This window comes from Rhizobacter sp. AJA081-3 (genome assembly GCF_017795745.1).
Taxonomy (GTDB): Bacteria; Pseudomonadota; Gammaproteobacteria; order Burkholderiales; family Burkholderiaceae_C; genus Piscinibacter.
Genome location: NZ_CP059067.1, coordinates 3,295,067 through 3,309,744, shown reverse-complemented (window position 1 = coordinate 3,309,744; position 14,678 = coordinate 3,295,067). Strand labels below are relative to the sequence as shown.

Here is a 14,678-nt window from a genome sequence, read left to right as displayed (position 1 = left end):
CGATCGCGCATCACTGCGCGTCGAACTGGTCCGCGTTGCGGCCCTTGATGCCGGCATAGAAGCGCTTGACCTCCTCCATGTCGCGCTCGACGTCGCCGGTGGGCGTGAACAAGGGGCCGAGGCCCGCGACCTTGCGCTGGTAATCCATGTAGGCCAGCACGATCGGCACCTTCGCTTCCAGCGCGATGAAGTAGAAGCCGGTCTTCCACTGCCGCGTGCGGCCGCGCGTGCCTTCGGGCGGCACCACGAGCTGCAGCGGGCCGTCGGCTTCGCGCAGCGCTTGCGCCGAGGCGGCGACGAGGTTGTTGCTCTTCGAGCGGTCCACGGCGATGCCGCCCAGCCAGCGCATCAGCGGGCCGAAGGGCGGGCCGAACAGGCTGGCCTTGCCCATCCAGTAAAGGTTCAGGTGCAGCGCGAAGCCGACCATCAGCGTGTAGGGCAGGTCCCAGTTGCTGGTGTGCGGCGCGGCGATGAGCACCGACTTGCGCGCGCTCGCGGGCAGGGCGCCTTCGACCTTCCAGCCGGCAAGCTTCAGGAAGGCGAGCGACAAGGCGCGCAGGACGGTGTTGACCACCGGGGTGCTGAAAAGAGTACGGTGCATGGACTGCGCAGGAGCCGGCGGGTGCCGCATTGTGCGGCCCTGTCGAGGCGCCGCAGGCGAGGCGATTTGCGCGACGTCAGGCGGCGGTGGATTCGTCCGGGCCACAGACCACGCCGGCCTGGGCCAGCGCGACGATGTCTGCCTGCGCGTAACCCAGCTCGCGCAGCACGGACCGGGTGTCCTCTCCCAGCGCGGGCGGCCCGTCGCGCACGGCCAGCCGTTGCCCGTCCATCGTCAGCGGCAGCAGCGGTGCCCGCGTGTCGAACGCGCGGCCGGCCGCGCTGGCGTCGGCCGGCACATGCAGCGGCGCCAGGCCGCCGGTGGCCGCGAGGTGCGGGTCGTCGAACAGCTCCTGCGGCTGCGTGATGGGCGCGTAGGGCAGGCCGTTCGCCTCGAAGCGCGCCGCGAGTTCGGCCGCGTCGAAGGGCGCGAAACGCTCGCGCAATGCCGGCAGCAGCCAGTCGCGCTCGCGCACGCGGTCGTTGTTGCCGGCCAGCCGCACATCGGAGAGCAGGTCGGCGAAGCCGAAGGCGCGGCACATCGCCGCCCACTGCGTGTCGCTCACCGCGGCGAGGAAGATCTGCGCGCCGTCCTTCACCGTGAACACGTCGTACACCGCCCAGGCGCTGATGCGGCTGGGCATGGGCGCAGCGGGCCGCCCCGTCACGGCGAACTGCATCATGTGCTGCGCCATGAGGAACACGTTGTTCTCGAACAGGGCGCTCTGCACCGTCTGGCCGCGGCCGGTGTGCTGGCGCTGCAGCAGCGCGGCCAGCGCGCCGATGGCGCCGAACATGCCGCCCATGATGTCGTTCACGCTGGTACCGGCGCGCAGCGGCCGACCCTCGGGGCCGGTCATGTAGGCCAGGCCGCCCATCATCTGCACCACCTCGTCCAGCGCGGTGCGCTGCTCGTAGGGGCCAGGCAGGAAACCCTTGTGCGAGACATGCACGAGGCGCGGGTTCAGGCGCTGCAGCGCGTCGGTGCCGAGGCCGAGCGCGGCCATCGTGCCGGCCTTGAAGTTCTCGCTGAACACGTCGGCGCCGGCGATCAGCTTGAGCACGATCTCGCGGCCGCGCGGGTCCTTCGCGTCGACCGCCAGGCTCTTCTTGTTGCGGTTGAACATCGGGAAGAAGCCCGAGCCCGAGCCGAGCAGGCGGCGCGTGGAGTCGCCGGCCAGCGGCTCGACCTTGATCACCTCGGCACCCAGGTCGGCGAGGATCATCCCGCAGGTCGGGCCCATCACCATGTGGGTGAACTCGACGACGCGGATGCCCTGCAGGGGAAGTCTGTTCTCGGTCACTCGGGAGCCGTCACTGGTATTCGACGAGCTCCATTGTCAGCTTTCCGCCGGTCAGGAAGGTCGACTCCGCCGGCTCCTCGCGCAGCAGCTTCGCCAGGCCCACGCCGGGGCAATACCACTCGGTGGTGGTCAGCGCCATGTCCTTCCAGCCGACCACCGGGTCGGCGAACAGTCGCAGCGCGGCCACGCCCTTCACGCGCACGCAGTTCTCGAAGCTGCCTGCGCGCGTGGCCAGCTTCTCGCCCACCGCCTCGATGGCGTAGTTCATCGGCACCGCCGGGTGGCTGTGGCGGATCTCGGGCGGGAACTCCTGGCGCCGCCGAAGCAGGTAGGCGGTGGTGCTGGCGCGCCAGGTGGTGCCCACCGCGATGGGCGCCTTCAGCACGAAGCGCGGCTCCTTGTCGGGCAGTGGCGCCTCGTCGAGCTCGCTCTTGCTGGCGACGCGGTAGATGCCCGCGGCATCGCTGCGCAGCCAGTACTCGATGCCCGAGTCGCTGCGCCGCCGCCACGCACGGCCGGAGTCGAGCGTGACGTCGCCCAGCGTCTCGATCACGCGCGGCTCGTGCTCGACGATGTGGTTCTCCCACTCGGTGGTGATGTCGTAGGCCCAGCGGTGGCCCTTGGCGAGGGGGAACAGCGAATCGTCCTGCGGCGCGCTGCAGGCCGCGAGCGCCGACACGAGAGCGAGCAGCAAGCGGCGTGTCATTTCTCGGGCAGCTGCGGCACGGGCAGGTCGCGGATCTTCACGTTCTGCTCGTCACTGCCCGGGCGCAGCCACGAGAAGCCCTTCGGCCCGGTCTTCGGCTCGGCGCTGCCCATCTGGCTGACGCCCTGGCGCACCTTCTTCATGCCTTCGTTGAGCAGGGCGTGCAGGTCCTTCGCGTAGGGCAGCCGGTAGGCGCGCGGCTGCGCCGAGGGCTTGCCGTTCTCCAGCGCGTTGACCCACACGTACAGCGCGCCCTTCGTCTTGGAGGAGGGCTCCTCGATCACCGCGGCGAGCAGCACGAAGCGCTCGGGCAGCGCGTCGGCACTCGGCCAGCCCCACATGCCGTGCACCTGGTCGTCGGCGTAGAAGTAGAAGCCGGTGACGCCCGCCACCAGCAGCGCGCGCAGCCAGATCGGCCAGCGCGACCACAGCAGCGCCAGCACGCACAGCAGCGCGAGGGCGGCGAAACTCAGCACGACGGCAGTCGTCATAGGCGTTGCACCAGGGTCTTGGGGAGCGTGTTGACGTTGGTCACCGTGCCGTCGGGCAGCACGGTGAAGCGCGCGGCGGTGGCCTCGTCGCCCTTGCGGGCGAGCGACACCGTGCCGTAGAAGACGACCTCGGCTCGCGGGTTCACCTTGATCACCGAGACGGTCACCTCGACGGGTTGGCCGTCCTTCGCGTCGTAGTAGTGCACGTTGACGGTGAACTCGCCCGGCTCGATGCCGCGGATCGTCACCACCTCGGTGTTCAGCGGGTTGGTGACCTGCTTGCCGTTGATGACGATGACGTCGTTGGTGAGACCGCGGTCGTCTCGGTCCAGGTGCATCAGCCCGGCCTCGCGGGCGCGGAACCACACCAGGTTGGCCGCCGGATCCTGAACCCAGGTGTCGATGTCGTTGGGGTTCATGTCCGGCCACGACACGTTGATGATGTATTCGGCCTTGGAGGGGATGTCGCCCGCCTTCAGCGCCTTCGGGTTCATCGCCAGCAGCGCGATGATGAAGCAGAAGACGAAGGCGATCAGCATGTTGAACAACATGTCGTAGAACGGGTCGACCTCGGCCTCGCGCGAAAACCGCCGGCGTCGCATGGCTCAGCGCTCCGAGTCGCGCAAGGTCAGGCCGTGCCGCTGCGCATCGGCCACCAGCGTGTCGGCGTAGCGGTCCAGCCGCGTGAGCTGCAGGCCGAGCAGGATGTTGCCGACCAGGCCGACCATGGTGGTCAGCAGCGCCACGCCGAGACCGGTGGTCAGGCTGCGCAGCAGGTCCTGCGACTGCGAGGCATCGAAGCTCTGGATCTGGCCGATCTGGATGGCCAGGATCGAGAAGCCGATCACCTTGCCCAGCAACCCCAGCTTGAGCTGGATGCCGTTGACCCACCAGGCGGTGTGGTGCGGGCCGTGCGTGCGCTCGAGCAGCAGGTCCAGCGGCGCGCCCGCGTCGCGCGGCGCGCTGCGCAGCGCGGCCCAGTACTCGGCGGCCCAGCCGGGCTCACCCAAGGCGCCGCCGACGCGATCGCGCTCCAGCCAGCGCCGCTGCTGCTGCAGTTCGCGCGAGCGTGCGCCGCACCAGATCGTCGAGGCGAAGAAGACGACGATGATGACCAGCGTGAGGCCCGTCGGATCGGAGCTGAGCAGCAGCGCCCAGACGCCGCGCCCGCCGAGCAACCACGCCGCGAAGGCCAGCATGCCGGCCAGCGCGAACCACTCGAGCCAGATCGGCTCGACGAGGGCGGCCGTGTTGCGGGGCGCGGCACCGAGGCTCGGGTGAGTCATAGCTCAATTTCCATTCCGTCGTAGGCGAGTTCGAGGCCGGCGGCATCGGCGGCGCGCCGGGCTTCACTGTCGGCCTGCAGACGCGGGTCGCAGTCGTTCAGGTGCATCAGCACCGTGCGGCGTGCGCCCAGCGCGGCCCAGGCCGTGTCGATCGGCTCGGGCCCGGCATGCAGCGGGCAGACCGAGCCGTTGACCAGCAGGCAATCGGCCCCTTCCATCCACGGCAGCGCGGCCTCGCCGTGCGCACCGGGGGAATAGACCAGGCGCTGGCCGGCCAAGCGGTCCTCGACCAGCAGCGCGATGCTGTCGCCCACGGCTGCGTCGCGGCGGTTCAAGGTGTGCGGCGCGGCCCAGCCGCCGTCGTCGACGGCGATCAGGCGCAAGGATTCCAGGCCCTCGACGCCGAACTCGCTGCTGCGCACATCGCCGGCCACCGGCAGCAGGTGCCAGCGCACCGCGCAGCCGCCGTCGAGCAGGCCGGGCGGCAACAGTCGCTGGGTGAGCGCCTCGAAGACGCCAGGCGTGGCGTACAGGTTCAAGGGCTGCGCGCGGCCGAGCGCCAGCAGGCCGGCGGCATGCTCGAACTGCGCATCGAGCAGCACCACGCCGGCGATCGCGCCGGCGGCCATGGCCGACTCGATCTGCGGATGGCGTAAGGTGTCGGTAGAGCAGTTCAGCAGCAACCAGCGGCCTTCGGCGCCGGCCACCGCCGCCGCGCCGGCGGACCGCTGCGCAAGGGGTCGCGCCGCGGAGGCGCGGGGTTCACACTGGTGGCATGCCGCACGGCCTGCCGAGCCGAGCACGAGGATCTTCATGTTCTTGGGTTCATTTCGCTGCACGACGCCACGCACGAGCGCTGCGTGCGAAGTTGCAAGAGCCATGCCTCGGGCGGCGTCTGCGCGCGAGCCCGGTGGGCCTGGGCTGGCGAGGTGGGTCGGTGCATTGCGCTGTGTCACGCTGTTCCACGCGGGAGCAGTCGTGCGGGCCGCTGGCACAGGGAAATCCCGCGGTGCTGCACGCGTCGTTGGCGCAACGCTGTCGCTGTGCTTCCTGCTGAGTGCCCGGCTGTCGATGGCCGCCTGCATGGGCCTGCCGCTTCCCTCGCTCGAGCCGGTGGCGCCACAGGTCTGGCGGGTCGCGGCGGCCGAGGGCGAGTCCACGCCCGACAACGGCGGCCTGGTGACCGAGTCGGTGCTGGTGCAGGAGCGCGACCGCCTCTGGCTGGTGGGCAGCGGCCCGACGCCGGCACGTGGCGAGGCGCTCGCCTGTGCCATCGAGGCGGCGCTGGGGCGCAAGGTGACGGACCTCATCAACACCCGCGCCCACCCCGAGCTGGCGATGGGCAACACCGCCTTCGCCGCCGCGCGCGTGTGGGCGCTGGACGACGTGGCTCGCGCCATGGCCGCGCGCTGCCGCGAGTGCCTGGCGCGGCTGGCGCAGCGCATCGGCGGGCTGGCGCGCGCCTTGGACGACAGCGCGATCCGGGTGCCCGACAAGCGGCTCGGCGCGGATGGTGCGTCGCAGGGCCAGCTCGGCCCCTTCCAGTGGTGGGCGCTGCCGCGCGCCAAGGGCGAGCGCACGCTGGTGCTGCGCCTTCGCGAGCGGCCGATCGTCATCGCGCAGGGCCTGGTGTGGCCCGCCGCGGTGCCCAACCTGCGCGACACCGAATCGGCGCTGATGCTCGACAGCCTGAGAGCGCTGCGCGGCATCGCCAAGGGGGCGATCACCGTGCTCGGCGAGCAGGGGCCCACCGGCACCACCGAGGACATCAACAGCCACATGGACTACCTGGTGTCGCTGCGCGCCGCGGTGCGGGCGCGCGTGCGCAACGGTGCCGACGCAAACATCGCCATCGAGGCGATCTCCCTGCCGATGTTCGGCAAGCGGCTGGGCAACGGCGAGATCGACGCGCTGAACCGCCAGCGCGTGTGGCGCGAGATGGAGAACGCCTCATTCCGGCGCTGAGCCGGTGACCCCTGGCCGGCGTCAGGCCAAAGCGAAGGCCCTGCGCAGCTGGCCAGCGTCGGCCTGAGCTGAGCCGCCTGCACTGCGCACTTTCAGAGGCGCCTCGCTTCGGCGGCTCAGCCCGGCTTGTTCCAGCGCAGCTTGCGGTAGATGGTGTTGCGGCTGATGCCCAGGCGCTTGGACGCTTCGGAGATGTTGCCGCCCGCCGCATCGAGCGCGGCGCGGATCATCGCGATCTCGGCCTCCTCGAGGGTGCGCATGTCAGCGGGGGCTGGCGCCGCAGCGGCCGGTTCGATCGGCGCGGCGGGCACCGGCACGGCGGGAGCGGCAGCGACGTGCGCGGGGCGCGAAGCGGCCGGCTGCGCGGGCAGCACGGGCACCGAAGGTGGCGACGGCTGCAGCGTCTGCGCCGGTGCCATGCGGCGCACGTCCTCGAGGAAGTCGTCCGACAGGTGTGCCTCGGTGATCGTCGATTCACCGGTGGCCATCACCGCCGCCGTGCGCAGCACGTTGGCGAGCTGGCGGATGTTGCCGGGCCAGTGGTAGCGGCGCAGCAGATCCATCACCGCCGGGCTGATCTCGGGCGCGCCCTGCGGGCATTCCGACTGCAGGATGCGGTGCGCCACGACGGCGAGGTCGGTGCGCTCGCGCAGCGAGGGCAGGCGCAGCACCAGGCCGTTGAGGCGGTAGTACAGGTCTTCGCGGAACTGCTGCCGCTCGATCATCTCGCGCAGGTTGCGGTGAGTGGCGCCGATCACCGCGATGTCCACCGCGATGGTCTTGTGGCTGCCCAGCGGCGTCACGCAGCGCTCCTGCAGCACGCGCAGCAGCCGCGCCTGCAGCGACAGCGGCATGTCGCCGATCTCGTCGAGGAACAGGGTGCCGCCGTTGGCCTGCACGATGCGGCCCACCGCGCCCTTGCGCCGAGCGCCGGTGAAGGCGCCTTCGTCGTAGCCGAACAGCTCGGCCTCGATCAGCGACTCCGGGATCGACGCGCAGTTCACCGCCACGAAAGGCTGCTTGGCGCGGTTCGAATCCTGGTGCACGGCGCGCGCGAGCAACTCCTTGCCGGTACCGGTCTCGCCGAGGATGAGCAGAGGGATGTCGCGGTTGAGGATGCGATGCACCTTCTGCACCACCGTCTCGACATGCGCGTCGCCGGTCTGCAGGTAGCGCAGGCCGCTCGGCGGCTTGGCCGCCGGCTCGGCGCGCGGGGCGGCCGCTGCTTCGGTGCTGCGCGGCGGCACGTCGCCGCCGCCATCGTCGAAACCCACGGGCAGGCCGCCGAACACGCGCCGCGTCGACCAGTCGATGCGCGCGCTGACGTGGAAGTGCAGCCCGTTGGGCAGGCTGAGCTTCATCGGCACGGGCAGCGGCATGCGGAAGTGGTCGTGCACGGCCGCCACCGTGGTGCCGAACAGCGTGGTCAGCGTGTGGCCGCGCAGCGAGATGCCGGTCATGGCGAGCTGGTCGAGCGCGCTGCGGTTGGCGCCGAGGATCTTGCCGTCGGCGCCGACGACGACGATGCCTTCGAGCAGCGTGCCGATGAACTCGACGCGGCTGTGGAAGTGCAGGCGCAGCCGGTTGCTGTAGTCGTCGGAGAGCCAGTGGTTCTCGATCATGCGCGCCGACATGCGCACCAGGCCCATCGTGTGCTGGTGGTAGCTGCGCTGGTCGCCCGACACGTCGAGCACGCCGAGCATGTTGCCGCGCGGGTCGAAGATCGGCGCGGCCGAGCAGGTCAGGAAGTTGTTGGCGTGCATGAAGTGCTCGTCGGCATGCACGAGCGTCGGCCGTTCCTCGAACAGCGCGGTGCCGATGGCGTTGGTGCCCTTGCTGTGCTCGGCCCAGTTCACGCCGGGCTGCAGCGCCACCTTGCCGGCGCGCTCGAGGAAGTCGTTGTCGCCGATCGAGTGCAGGATGGTGCCCTGCGCGTCGGTCAGCACCAGCATGCTCTCGGTGTTGACGATCTGCTCGTAGAGCATCTCCATCACTGGTGCGGCATGCGCGAACAGGCGCTGGTTGCGCTCGCGCGCGACGCTCAGGTCGCTGCGCATCAGCGGCTCGTAGTCGGGTCGCTCGATGCGTGTCAGGCCCAGCGCCGCGCAGCGTTCGTGCGACTGCTGGATCAGGTCGACACGACCGTCCTGGCGCGAGGCGGCGGCCGGCGACGCGTCGACGCTGCTCCAGCTGCGGCTGCTCGAATTTCGGCTCGTGGACATGACTGCCGTTCCATCGCCTGCGTTCGGGCAGGGCGTCTCCGTCGGGTGTGCGGCCCGTGCTCGGGCTCGTGATGGTCGCGACTGTCGGGCAAGCGGGCCGGCTTGTCCATCCGGGCCAGCGTGGTTGCCGGCGTGGCCACTGTTCGCGTTTGAAACACCGGCTCATGGCACAGCGTTTGCAGACGCCGAGGATAGTTCAAACCGAAACCCAAGGAGACATCCCATGCGTACCAGCCGCTCCCGCCATCGACTCGCACTCGCCGCCGCCTGCCTGCTCGGTGCCGCGATCCACGCACCGGCGTGGGCGCATGGCGACGTCACGCCACAGGCGGTGGACACCTCCAGCCTGCCCAAGCTCGGCGACGAGTGGCGCGGCGAAAACCCGTTCCGCAAGAACGACGCGGCGGTGAAGGTGGGCACCTCGGCGTACAACCAGAACTGCGCCCGCTGCCACGGGCTGGAAGCCATCTCCGGCGGCATCGCCCCCGACCTGCGCAAGCTCGACGGCGAGTGCGCCACCCTGAAGGACGACAAGAAGAAGGCCGCCTGCGTGAAGGAGATCGACGAGTTCTTCGTCACCACCGTGCGCCGTGGCCGCACGCGCAACGGCGCGGTCTACATGCCGCCGTTCGAAGGCATGATGAACCAGGAGGCGATGTGGTCGATCAAGGCCTACCTGGAAACGCGCCGCGAGAAGCCGCTGTGATCTCGCGGCGTGCGGTTCTGGGCGCCGGCGCGCTGGCGGCGCTGCCCGGTCTTCTCTCGGCCACGCCGCTGGACAAGGTGAAGTCACGCGGCACCCTGGTGGTCGGCCTCTACAAGGACATGGCGCCCTTCCATGCCGATGGCGCGGGCATCGACGCCGAACTCGCGCAGGCGCTGGCCGACGCGCTGGGCGTGAAGCTGTCCGCGCTGCCGTTCCCGGCCGACGACAACATGAACGACGACCTGCGCAACATGGTCTGGAAGGGCCACTACCTCGGCTACGGCCCCGCCGACGTGCTGCTGCACGTGCCGGTGGATCGGCCGCTGATGAGCGCCAACCCTCAGGTCAGCATCTTCGCGCCCTACTGGCGCGAGCGTGTGGCAGTGGCGCGCAGCGTCGAGCAGGTGCCGGCGATCGAGTCGCTCGGCCAGCTCGCCGGCAAGGCGATCGCGGTGCCGGGGCAGTCGCTGGCCGGTTGGCTGCTCATCGGTGCCGAAGGCGGCGTGCTGCGTGAGCAGCTGCGCACGCAGTGGAAGGACGGCGTCGAGGCCGCACAGGCCCTCAAGCGCGGCGAGGTGCCGGTGGCCGCCGGCCTGATGTCGGAGCTGCAGTCGGTGCTGCGCGGCGACGCGAGGTTCGCCATCGAGGCCCTGCCGTCGCCGCGTGCACCGCGCGAGGGCTGGGCGGTGGGCATGGCGGTCAAGAAGGACGCCACCGAGCTCGCCCAGGCGCTGCAGTCTGCCGTGGACCAGTTGGCCTCGAACGGACGCCTGGCCTCGATGTTCGCCCGCGCCAACGTGGCCTGGCGCCCCGTTTGACGCATCGCCAGCCGGCGTTGTGACGCGCTGGAGCAAACCCTAGGGTTTGTCCCAGATGGTGAACGCGGCTCGCCCTCAGCAAGCTATGTACGTTCGTGCATAGCGCCCGAGGCGGGACGCCGCCCCACCCAGAAAAGGAAGCTCTCCATGCAGAAGACGCTCAACATCAACCCCGAGAAGTGCACGGGGTGCCTCCAGTGCGAGATGGCCTGTTCCTTCGAGAACTACGGCACCTACGCCACGGCCAAGTCGCGCATCAAGGTGTTCGACTTCCATCACACCGGCCGCAAGGTGCCCTACACCTGCACGCAGTGCGACGAGGCCTGGTGCCTGCACGCCTGCCCGGTGGAGGCGATCACGCTGGACAAGCTGACCGGTGCCAAGGTGGTCAACGAGACCACCTGCGTGGGCTGCAAGGTCTGCACGATCAGCTGCCCCTTCGGCACGATCAACTATGTGCAGGAGACCGGCAAGGTCCAGAAGTGCGACCTGTGCGGCGGCGACCCCGCCTGCGCCACGGCCTGCCCGACCGGCGCCATCACCTACACCGACGCCAACTGGACCGGCCTGAACAAGATGCAGGCCTGGGCCGACAAGCTTGGCAACCAACCCGCAGCCTAAGGAGCGCACGACATGTCTTGGGCAGGAAAGATCCTCCGCGTCAACCTCACCGCCGGCACCGTCAAGTCGGAACCCCTCAACATGGACTGGGCGCGCGCCTACCTCGGCTCGCGCGGCCTGGCGACGAAGTACATCGTCGAAGAAGTCGACCCCAAGGTCGACCCGCTGTCCGAAGCCAACAAGCTGATCTGGGCCACCGGCCCGCTGACCGGCACGATGGCCTCCACCGGCGGCCGCTACACCGTCGTCACCAAGGGCCCGCTGACCGGCGCCATCGCCTGCTCCAACTCGGGCGGCTACTGGGGCGCCGAGCTGAAGATGGCCGGCTGGGACATGGTCATCTTCGAAGGCAAGTCGGCGAAGCCGGTGTTCCTCTACATCGAGGACGACGTGGCCGAGCTGCGTGACGCCTCGCACCTGTGGGGCAAGAGCGTCTGGGAAACCGAAGAGACGCTGAAGAAGCAGCTGCAGCAACCGCTGGCGCGCGTGTCGAGCATCGGCCTGGCCGGCGAGAACCTGGTGCTGTACGCCGCGGTCGTGAACGACCTGCACCGCGCCGCCGGCCGCTCCGGCGTCGGCGCCGTGATGGGCAGCAAGAACCTGAAGGCCATCGCCGTGCGCGGCACCAAGGGCGTGGGCAATGTCGCCGACCCCAAGGAGTTCATGAAGGTCACCTTCGAGAAGAAGAAGATCCTCGCCGACAACGCCGTCACCGGCCAGGGCCTGCCGACCTATGGCACCCAGGTGCTGATGAACGTGATCAACGAGATCGGCGCGCTGCCCACGCGCAACCACAAGGACATCCAGTTCGAGGGCGCCAAGGACATCTCCGCCGAAGCGATGGCCACGCCGCGCAAGACCGACGGCAAGAAGCACCTGGTGACCAACCAGGCCTGCTTCGGCTGCACGATCGCCTGCGGCCGCATCAGCAAGATGGACCAGGGCCACTTCACCGTGCAGAACAAGCCGCAGTACTGGGGCGCCTCCGGCGGCCTGGAATATGAAGCGGCCTGGGCACTGGGCGCGGCCAACGGCGTGAACGACCTGGAAGCGCTGCAGTACGCCAACCTGCTGTGCAACGAGCAGGGCTTCGACCCGATCTCCTTCGGCGCCACCATCGGCGCGGTGATGGAGCTCTACGAGATGGGCGTGCTCACCAAGGAGCAACTGGGCATCGACGCCAAGTTCGGCAGCGCGCAGGCGCTGGCCTACTTCGCCGAGATCACGGCCAAGGGTGAAGGCTTTGGCAAGGAGATCGGCCAGGGCTCGGCACGCCTGTGCAAGAAATACGGCCACCCCGAGTTGAGCATGAGCGTCAAGGGCCAGGAGTTCCCGGCCTACGATTCGCGCGGCATCCAGGGCATGGGCCTGACCTACGCGACGAGCAACCGCGGCGCCTGCCACCTGCGCAGCTACACCGTGGCCTCCGAGGTGCTGGGCATCCCGGTCAAGACCGACCCGCTCACCGCCGAAGGCAAGCCCGAACTGGTGATCGCGTTCCAGGACGCGACCGCCGCGTTCGACTCCGCCGGCATCTGCATCTTCACCAGCTTCGCCTGGGGCCTGGCCGACGTGGCGCCGCAAGTCGCTGCCGCCTGCGGGCCGGAGTTCACGCTGGAGAACATGGCCAAGATCGGCGAGCGCATCTGGAACATGGAGCGCGACTTCAACAACCGCGCCGGCTTCACGTCGAAGGACGACACGCTGCCCCCGCGACTGTTGAACGAGCAGGCCAAGACCGGCCCGGCCAAGGGCCTGGTCAGCAAGCTGCCGGAGATGCTGCCGAAGTACTACGCGGCACGCGGCTGGGACGCCGACGGCCAGCTCAAGCCCGAGACGCGCTCGCGTCTGAGCCTGTGAGCCGGACACTGCGTTGAACCCGGAAGGCGGTTTGCGAAAACCGCCTTCGTTGTTTCAGGAACGAAGAAACATGAACCACGTGATCCTCGGCGCCGGCCCTGCTGGCGTGATCGCCGCGGAGACCATCCGCAAGCACGCTCCGAACGACCGCATCACCCTCGTCGGCGACGAGCCGGAGGCGCCGTACTCGCGCATGGCGATCCCTTACCTGCTGATCGGCAACATCCAGGAAGAGGGCACGCACCTGCGCCACACGGCCGGGCACTTCGACAGCCTGTGCATCGAGCTCAAGCGCGGCCGTGCCAAGGGCATCGACACCGGCCGCAAGCAGGTGCACCTGGACGACGGCACGTCGCTGCCCTACGACAAGCTGCTCATCGCGACGGGCTCCAGCCCGATGCATCCACCGATTCCCGGCATGGACCTGCCCGGCGTGCAGACCTGCTGGACGCTGGCCGACGCGCGCGCCATCGCGCAGCGCGCGGGCAAGGGTGCGAAGGTGCTGCAGATGGGCGCCGGCTTCATCGGCTGCATCATCATGGAGGCGCTGGCCGCGCGCGGCGTCGAGCTGACCGTGGTGGAGATGGGCGACCGCATGGTGCCGCGCATGATGGGCCCCACCGCCGGCGGCATGATCAAGGACTGGTGCGAGAAGAAGGGCGTGCGAGTGTTCACCGGCACGCGCGTCGAGGCCATCGAGGCGGCGGGTGCGGCCGAACCGGCCGGGCTGCTCGGCAAGATCGCATCGGCCGTCGGCCTCGGCTCGGGCGGCAAGGCCGAGGGCGGCGCGATGAAGGTGAAGCTCTCCAACGGCCAGTCGCTGGAAGCCGACCTCGTCATCAGCGCCACCGGCGTGCGGCCGAACATCGGCTTCCTGAAGGACTCGCCGATCAAGTGCCTGCAGGGCGTGCTGACCGACGAGCACATGCAGACCACCATCCCCGGTGTCTATGCCGCCGGCGATTGCGCCGAGGCTTTCGACGTGACGAGCGGCAAGACCATCGTCAGCGCCATCCAGCCCAACGCCGCCGACCAGGCCTACATCGCCGCGATGAACATGGTCGGCAAGGGCGCCACGCTGAAGGGCGTCACGCAGATCAACGTGCTCGACACGCTGGGCCTGATCTCCACCAGCTTCGGCGACTGGCAGGGCGTGCCCGGCGGCGAGCACGTGGAGCTGACCGACCGCGCCGCCGGCAAGCACCTGAGCCTGCAGTTCAAGGGCGATGTCATGGTGGGCTGCAACAGCATCGGCTGGACCGATCATGTGGGTGTGATGCGCGGGCTGGTCGAAGGCCAGGTGAAGCTCGGCGAGTGGAAGCAGACGCTTCTGAAGGACCCGACCATGCTGATGGAGGCCTATCTCGCCAGCGCCCAGGGGCAGAGCCAGCGCGCGCTCGTCGCGCCGAAATGAGACCCCTAAGCTCACTCCGTTCGCGGCCCCCCGAGTGGGCGCTCAGTGGCTTCGGAGCGGCCGGGCGCCACTGAAATGAAGATCACCTTCAAGCTCTACGCCAGCCTCACGCAGTACCTGCCCGCCGACGCGCGCTACGACAACCGCGTGCCGCTGGATCTGCCCGAAGGCAGCTCGGTGGCGCAGGTCATCGAGCCCTTCGGCATGCCGGAGAAGCTGGTGCACCTGGTGCTCGTCAACGGCACCTATGTGCCGCCCGAGGAGCGGCTGAGCCGCGTGCTGCAGGAAGGCGACGTGCTCGCCATCTGGCCGCCCATCGCGGGTGGCTGAACCGCGATGCAGGCGTTCTACGCCGCCGACTTCAAGCGGGAGATGGGCTGCACCGAGGCCGAGCTGCTGATGTGGCTGCCGGGTGCGGTGAACGGCCGTGCGCTGACGCTGCTGCCCCGCTCGGCCGAGATCGCCATCGACGGCGGCCGGCTGGAACTCGCCTGGCGCGAGTTGCCGCCGCGCCGGATCGCGTTGTTGCGCATGCCCCGGCTGGCGATCGCGTTCCACTTCGAAGGCGTCGGCGAGGCGCCTCGCCAGGCCTTCATGCGCTACTTCGACCTGTACACCCAGCGCGGCGGCGGCTGACTCGCGGCTCCCGGCCGTCGGTACGCGAGCGCACTGTTCGGGCATGGCC

16 protein-coding genes are annotated in these 14,678 nt (G+C 69.6%); 8 read left to right on the top strand and 8 right to left on the bottom strand.

Going from position 1 to position 14,678, the window contains the following annotated elements:
* Nucleotides 1-10: 10 nt before the first annotated feature.
* The 7 genes from HZ992_RS15935 to HZ992_RS15905 form a co-directional block, all read right to left on the bottom strand.
* Nucleotides 11-601 (bottom strand): lysophospholipid acyltransferase family protein, encoded by a 591-nt coding sequence (locus HZ992_RS15935; protein WP_209382817.1) that lies wholly within the window; start codon nucleotides 599-601, stop codon nucleotides 11-13.
* 76 nt (nucleotides 602-677) lie between these two features.
* Nucleotides 678-1,904, bottom strand: a complete 1,227-nt coding sequence (locus HZ992_RS15930) for a CaiB/BaiF CoA transferase family protein (protein WP_371816739.1) — start codon at nucleotides 1,902-1,904, stop codon at nucleotides 678-680.
* A gap of 10 nt (nucleotides 1,905-1,914) precedes the next feature.
* The gene (locus tag HZ992_RS15925) at nucleotides 1,915-2,610 is read right to left on the bottom strand and encodes a hypothetical protein (protein WP_209382816.1); all 696 of its coding nucleotides are present in this window, start codon (nucleotides 2,608-2,610) and stop codon (nucleotides 1,915-1,917) included.
* Nucleotides 2,607-3,101, bottom strand: a complete 495-nt coding sequence (locus tag HZ992_RS15920; RefSeq protein WP_209382815.1) for a hypothetical protein — start codon at nucleotides 3,099-3,101, stop codon at nucleotides 2,607-2,609. The genes HZ992_RS15925 and HZ992_RS15920 overlap by 4 nt, the downstream gene beginning before the upstream one ends.
* Nucleotides 3,098-3,703 (bottom strand): hypothetical protein, encoded by a 606-nt coding sequence (locus tag HZ992_RS15915; RefSeq protein WP_209382814.1) that lies wholly within the window; start codon nucleotides 3,701-3,703, stop codon nucleotides 3,098-3,100. The genes HZ992_RS15920 and HZ992_RS15915 overlap by 4 nt, the downstream gene beginning before the upstream one ends.
* Before the next feature lie 3 nt (nucleotides 3,704-3,706).
* Nucleotides 3,707-4,387, bottom strand: coding sequence for a hypothetical protein (locus tag HZ992_RS15910; RefSeq protein ID WP_209382813.1), 681 nt, complete (start codon nucleotides 4,385-4,387; stop codon nucleotides 3,707-3,709).
* Nucleotides 4,384-5,202: an MBL fold metallo-hydrolase gene (locus tag HZ992_RS15905; RefSeq protein WP_209382812.1), complete on the bottom strand. Its 819-nt coding sequence runs from the start codon at nucleotides 5,200-5,202 to the stop codon at nucleotides 4,384-4,386. Before HZ992_RS15905 ends, HZ992_RS15910 begins: the two co-directional genes overlap by 4 nt.
* Before the next feature lie 268 nt (nucleotides 5,203-5,470).
* On the opposite strand from HZ992_RS15905, the gene HZ992_RS15900 reads away from it, so the two are divergent.
* On the top strand, nucleotides 5,471-6,352 hold the full coding sequence (locus tag HZ992_RS15900) for an MBL fold metallo-hydrolase (protein WP_209382811.1): 882 nt from the start codon (nucleotides 5,471-5,473) through the stop codon (nucleotides 6,350-6,352).
* A 116-nt stretch (nucleotides 6,353-6,468) separates the two neighbouring features.
* Here HZ992_RS15900 and HZ992_RS15895 read toward each other — a convergent pair whose 3' ends face one another.
* The gene (locus tag HZ992_RS15895; RefSeq protein ID WP_209382810.1) at nucleotides 6,469-8,574 is read right to left on the bottom strand and encodes a sigma-54-dependent Fis family transcriptional regulator; all 2,106 of its coding nucleotides are present in this window, start codon (nucleotides 8,572-8,574) and stop codon (nucleotides 6,469-6,471) included.
* Between the two features lie 223 nt (nucleotides 8,575-8,797).
* Between HZ992_RS15895 and pedF the strand changes: the two genes are divergently transcribed.
* From pedF to HZ992_RS15860, 7 genes are all read left to right on the top strand, one after another.
* Nucleotides 8,798-9,280 (top strand): cytochrome c-550 PedF, encoded by a 483-nt coding sequence (gene pedF / locus HZ992_RS15890; protein ID WP_209382809.1) that lies wholly within the window; start codon nucleotides 8,798-8,800, stop codon nucleotides 9,278-9,280.
* Complete coding sequence (locus HZ992_RS15885) at nucleotides 9,277-10,098, top strand: substrate-binding periplasmic protein (protein ID WP_245213062.1); 822 nt, start codon at nucleotides 9,277-9,279, stop codon at nucleotides 10,096-10,098. Before pedF ends, HZ992_RS15885 begins: the two co-directional genes overlap by 4 nt.
* 147 nt (nucleotides 10,099-10,245) lie before the next feature.
* Complete coding sequence (locus HZ992_RS15880) at nucleotides 10,246-10,719, top strand: 4Fe-4S dicluster domain-containing protein (RefSeq protein ID WP_209382807.1); 474 nt, start codon at nucleotides 10,246-10,248, stop codon at nucleotides 10,717-10,719.
* Nucleotides 10,720-10,731: 12 nt separating this feature from the next.
* Nucleotides 10,732-12,579 (top strand): aldehyde ferredoxin oxidoreductase family protein, encoded by a 1,848-nt coding sequence (locus HZ992_RS15875; protein ID WP_209382806.1) that lies wholly within the window; start codon nucleotides 10,732-10,734, stop codon nucleotides 12,577-12,579.
* 70 nt (nucleotides 12,580-12,649) lie between these two features.
* Complete coding sequence (locus HZ992_RS15870) at nucleotides 12,650-13,993, top strand: NAD(P)/FAD-dependent oxidoreductase (RefSeq protein ID WP_209382805.1); 1,344 nt, start codon at nucleotides 12,650-12,652, stop codon at nucleotides 13,991-13,993.
* Between the two features lie 75 nt (nucleotides 13,994-14,068).
* Nucleotides 14,069-14,323 (top strand): sulfur carrier protein ThiS, encoded by a 255-nt coding sequence (locus HZ992_RS15865; protein ID WP_209382804.1) that lies wholly within the window; start codon nucleotides 14,069-14,071, stop codon nucleotides 14,321-14,323.
* 6 nt (nucleotides 14,324-14,329) lie between these two features.
* The gene (locus tag HZ992_RS15860; RefSeq protein ID WP_209382803.1) at nucleotides 14,330-14,629 is read left to right on the top strand and encodes a hypothetical protein; all 300 of its coding nucleotides are present in this window, start codon (nucleotides 14,330-14,332) and stop codon (nucleotides 14,627-14,629) included.
* Nucleotides 14,630-14,678 lie beyond the last annotated feature (49 nt).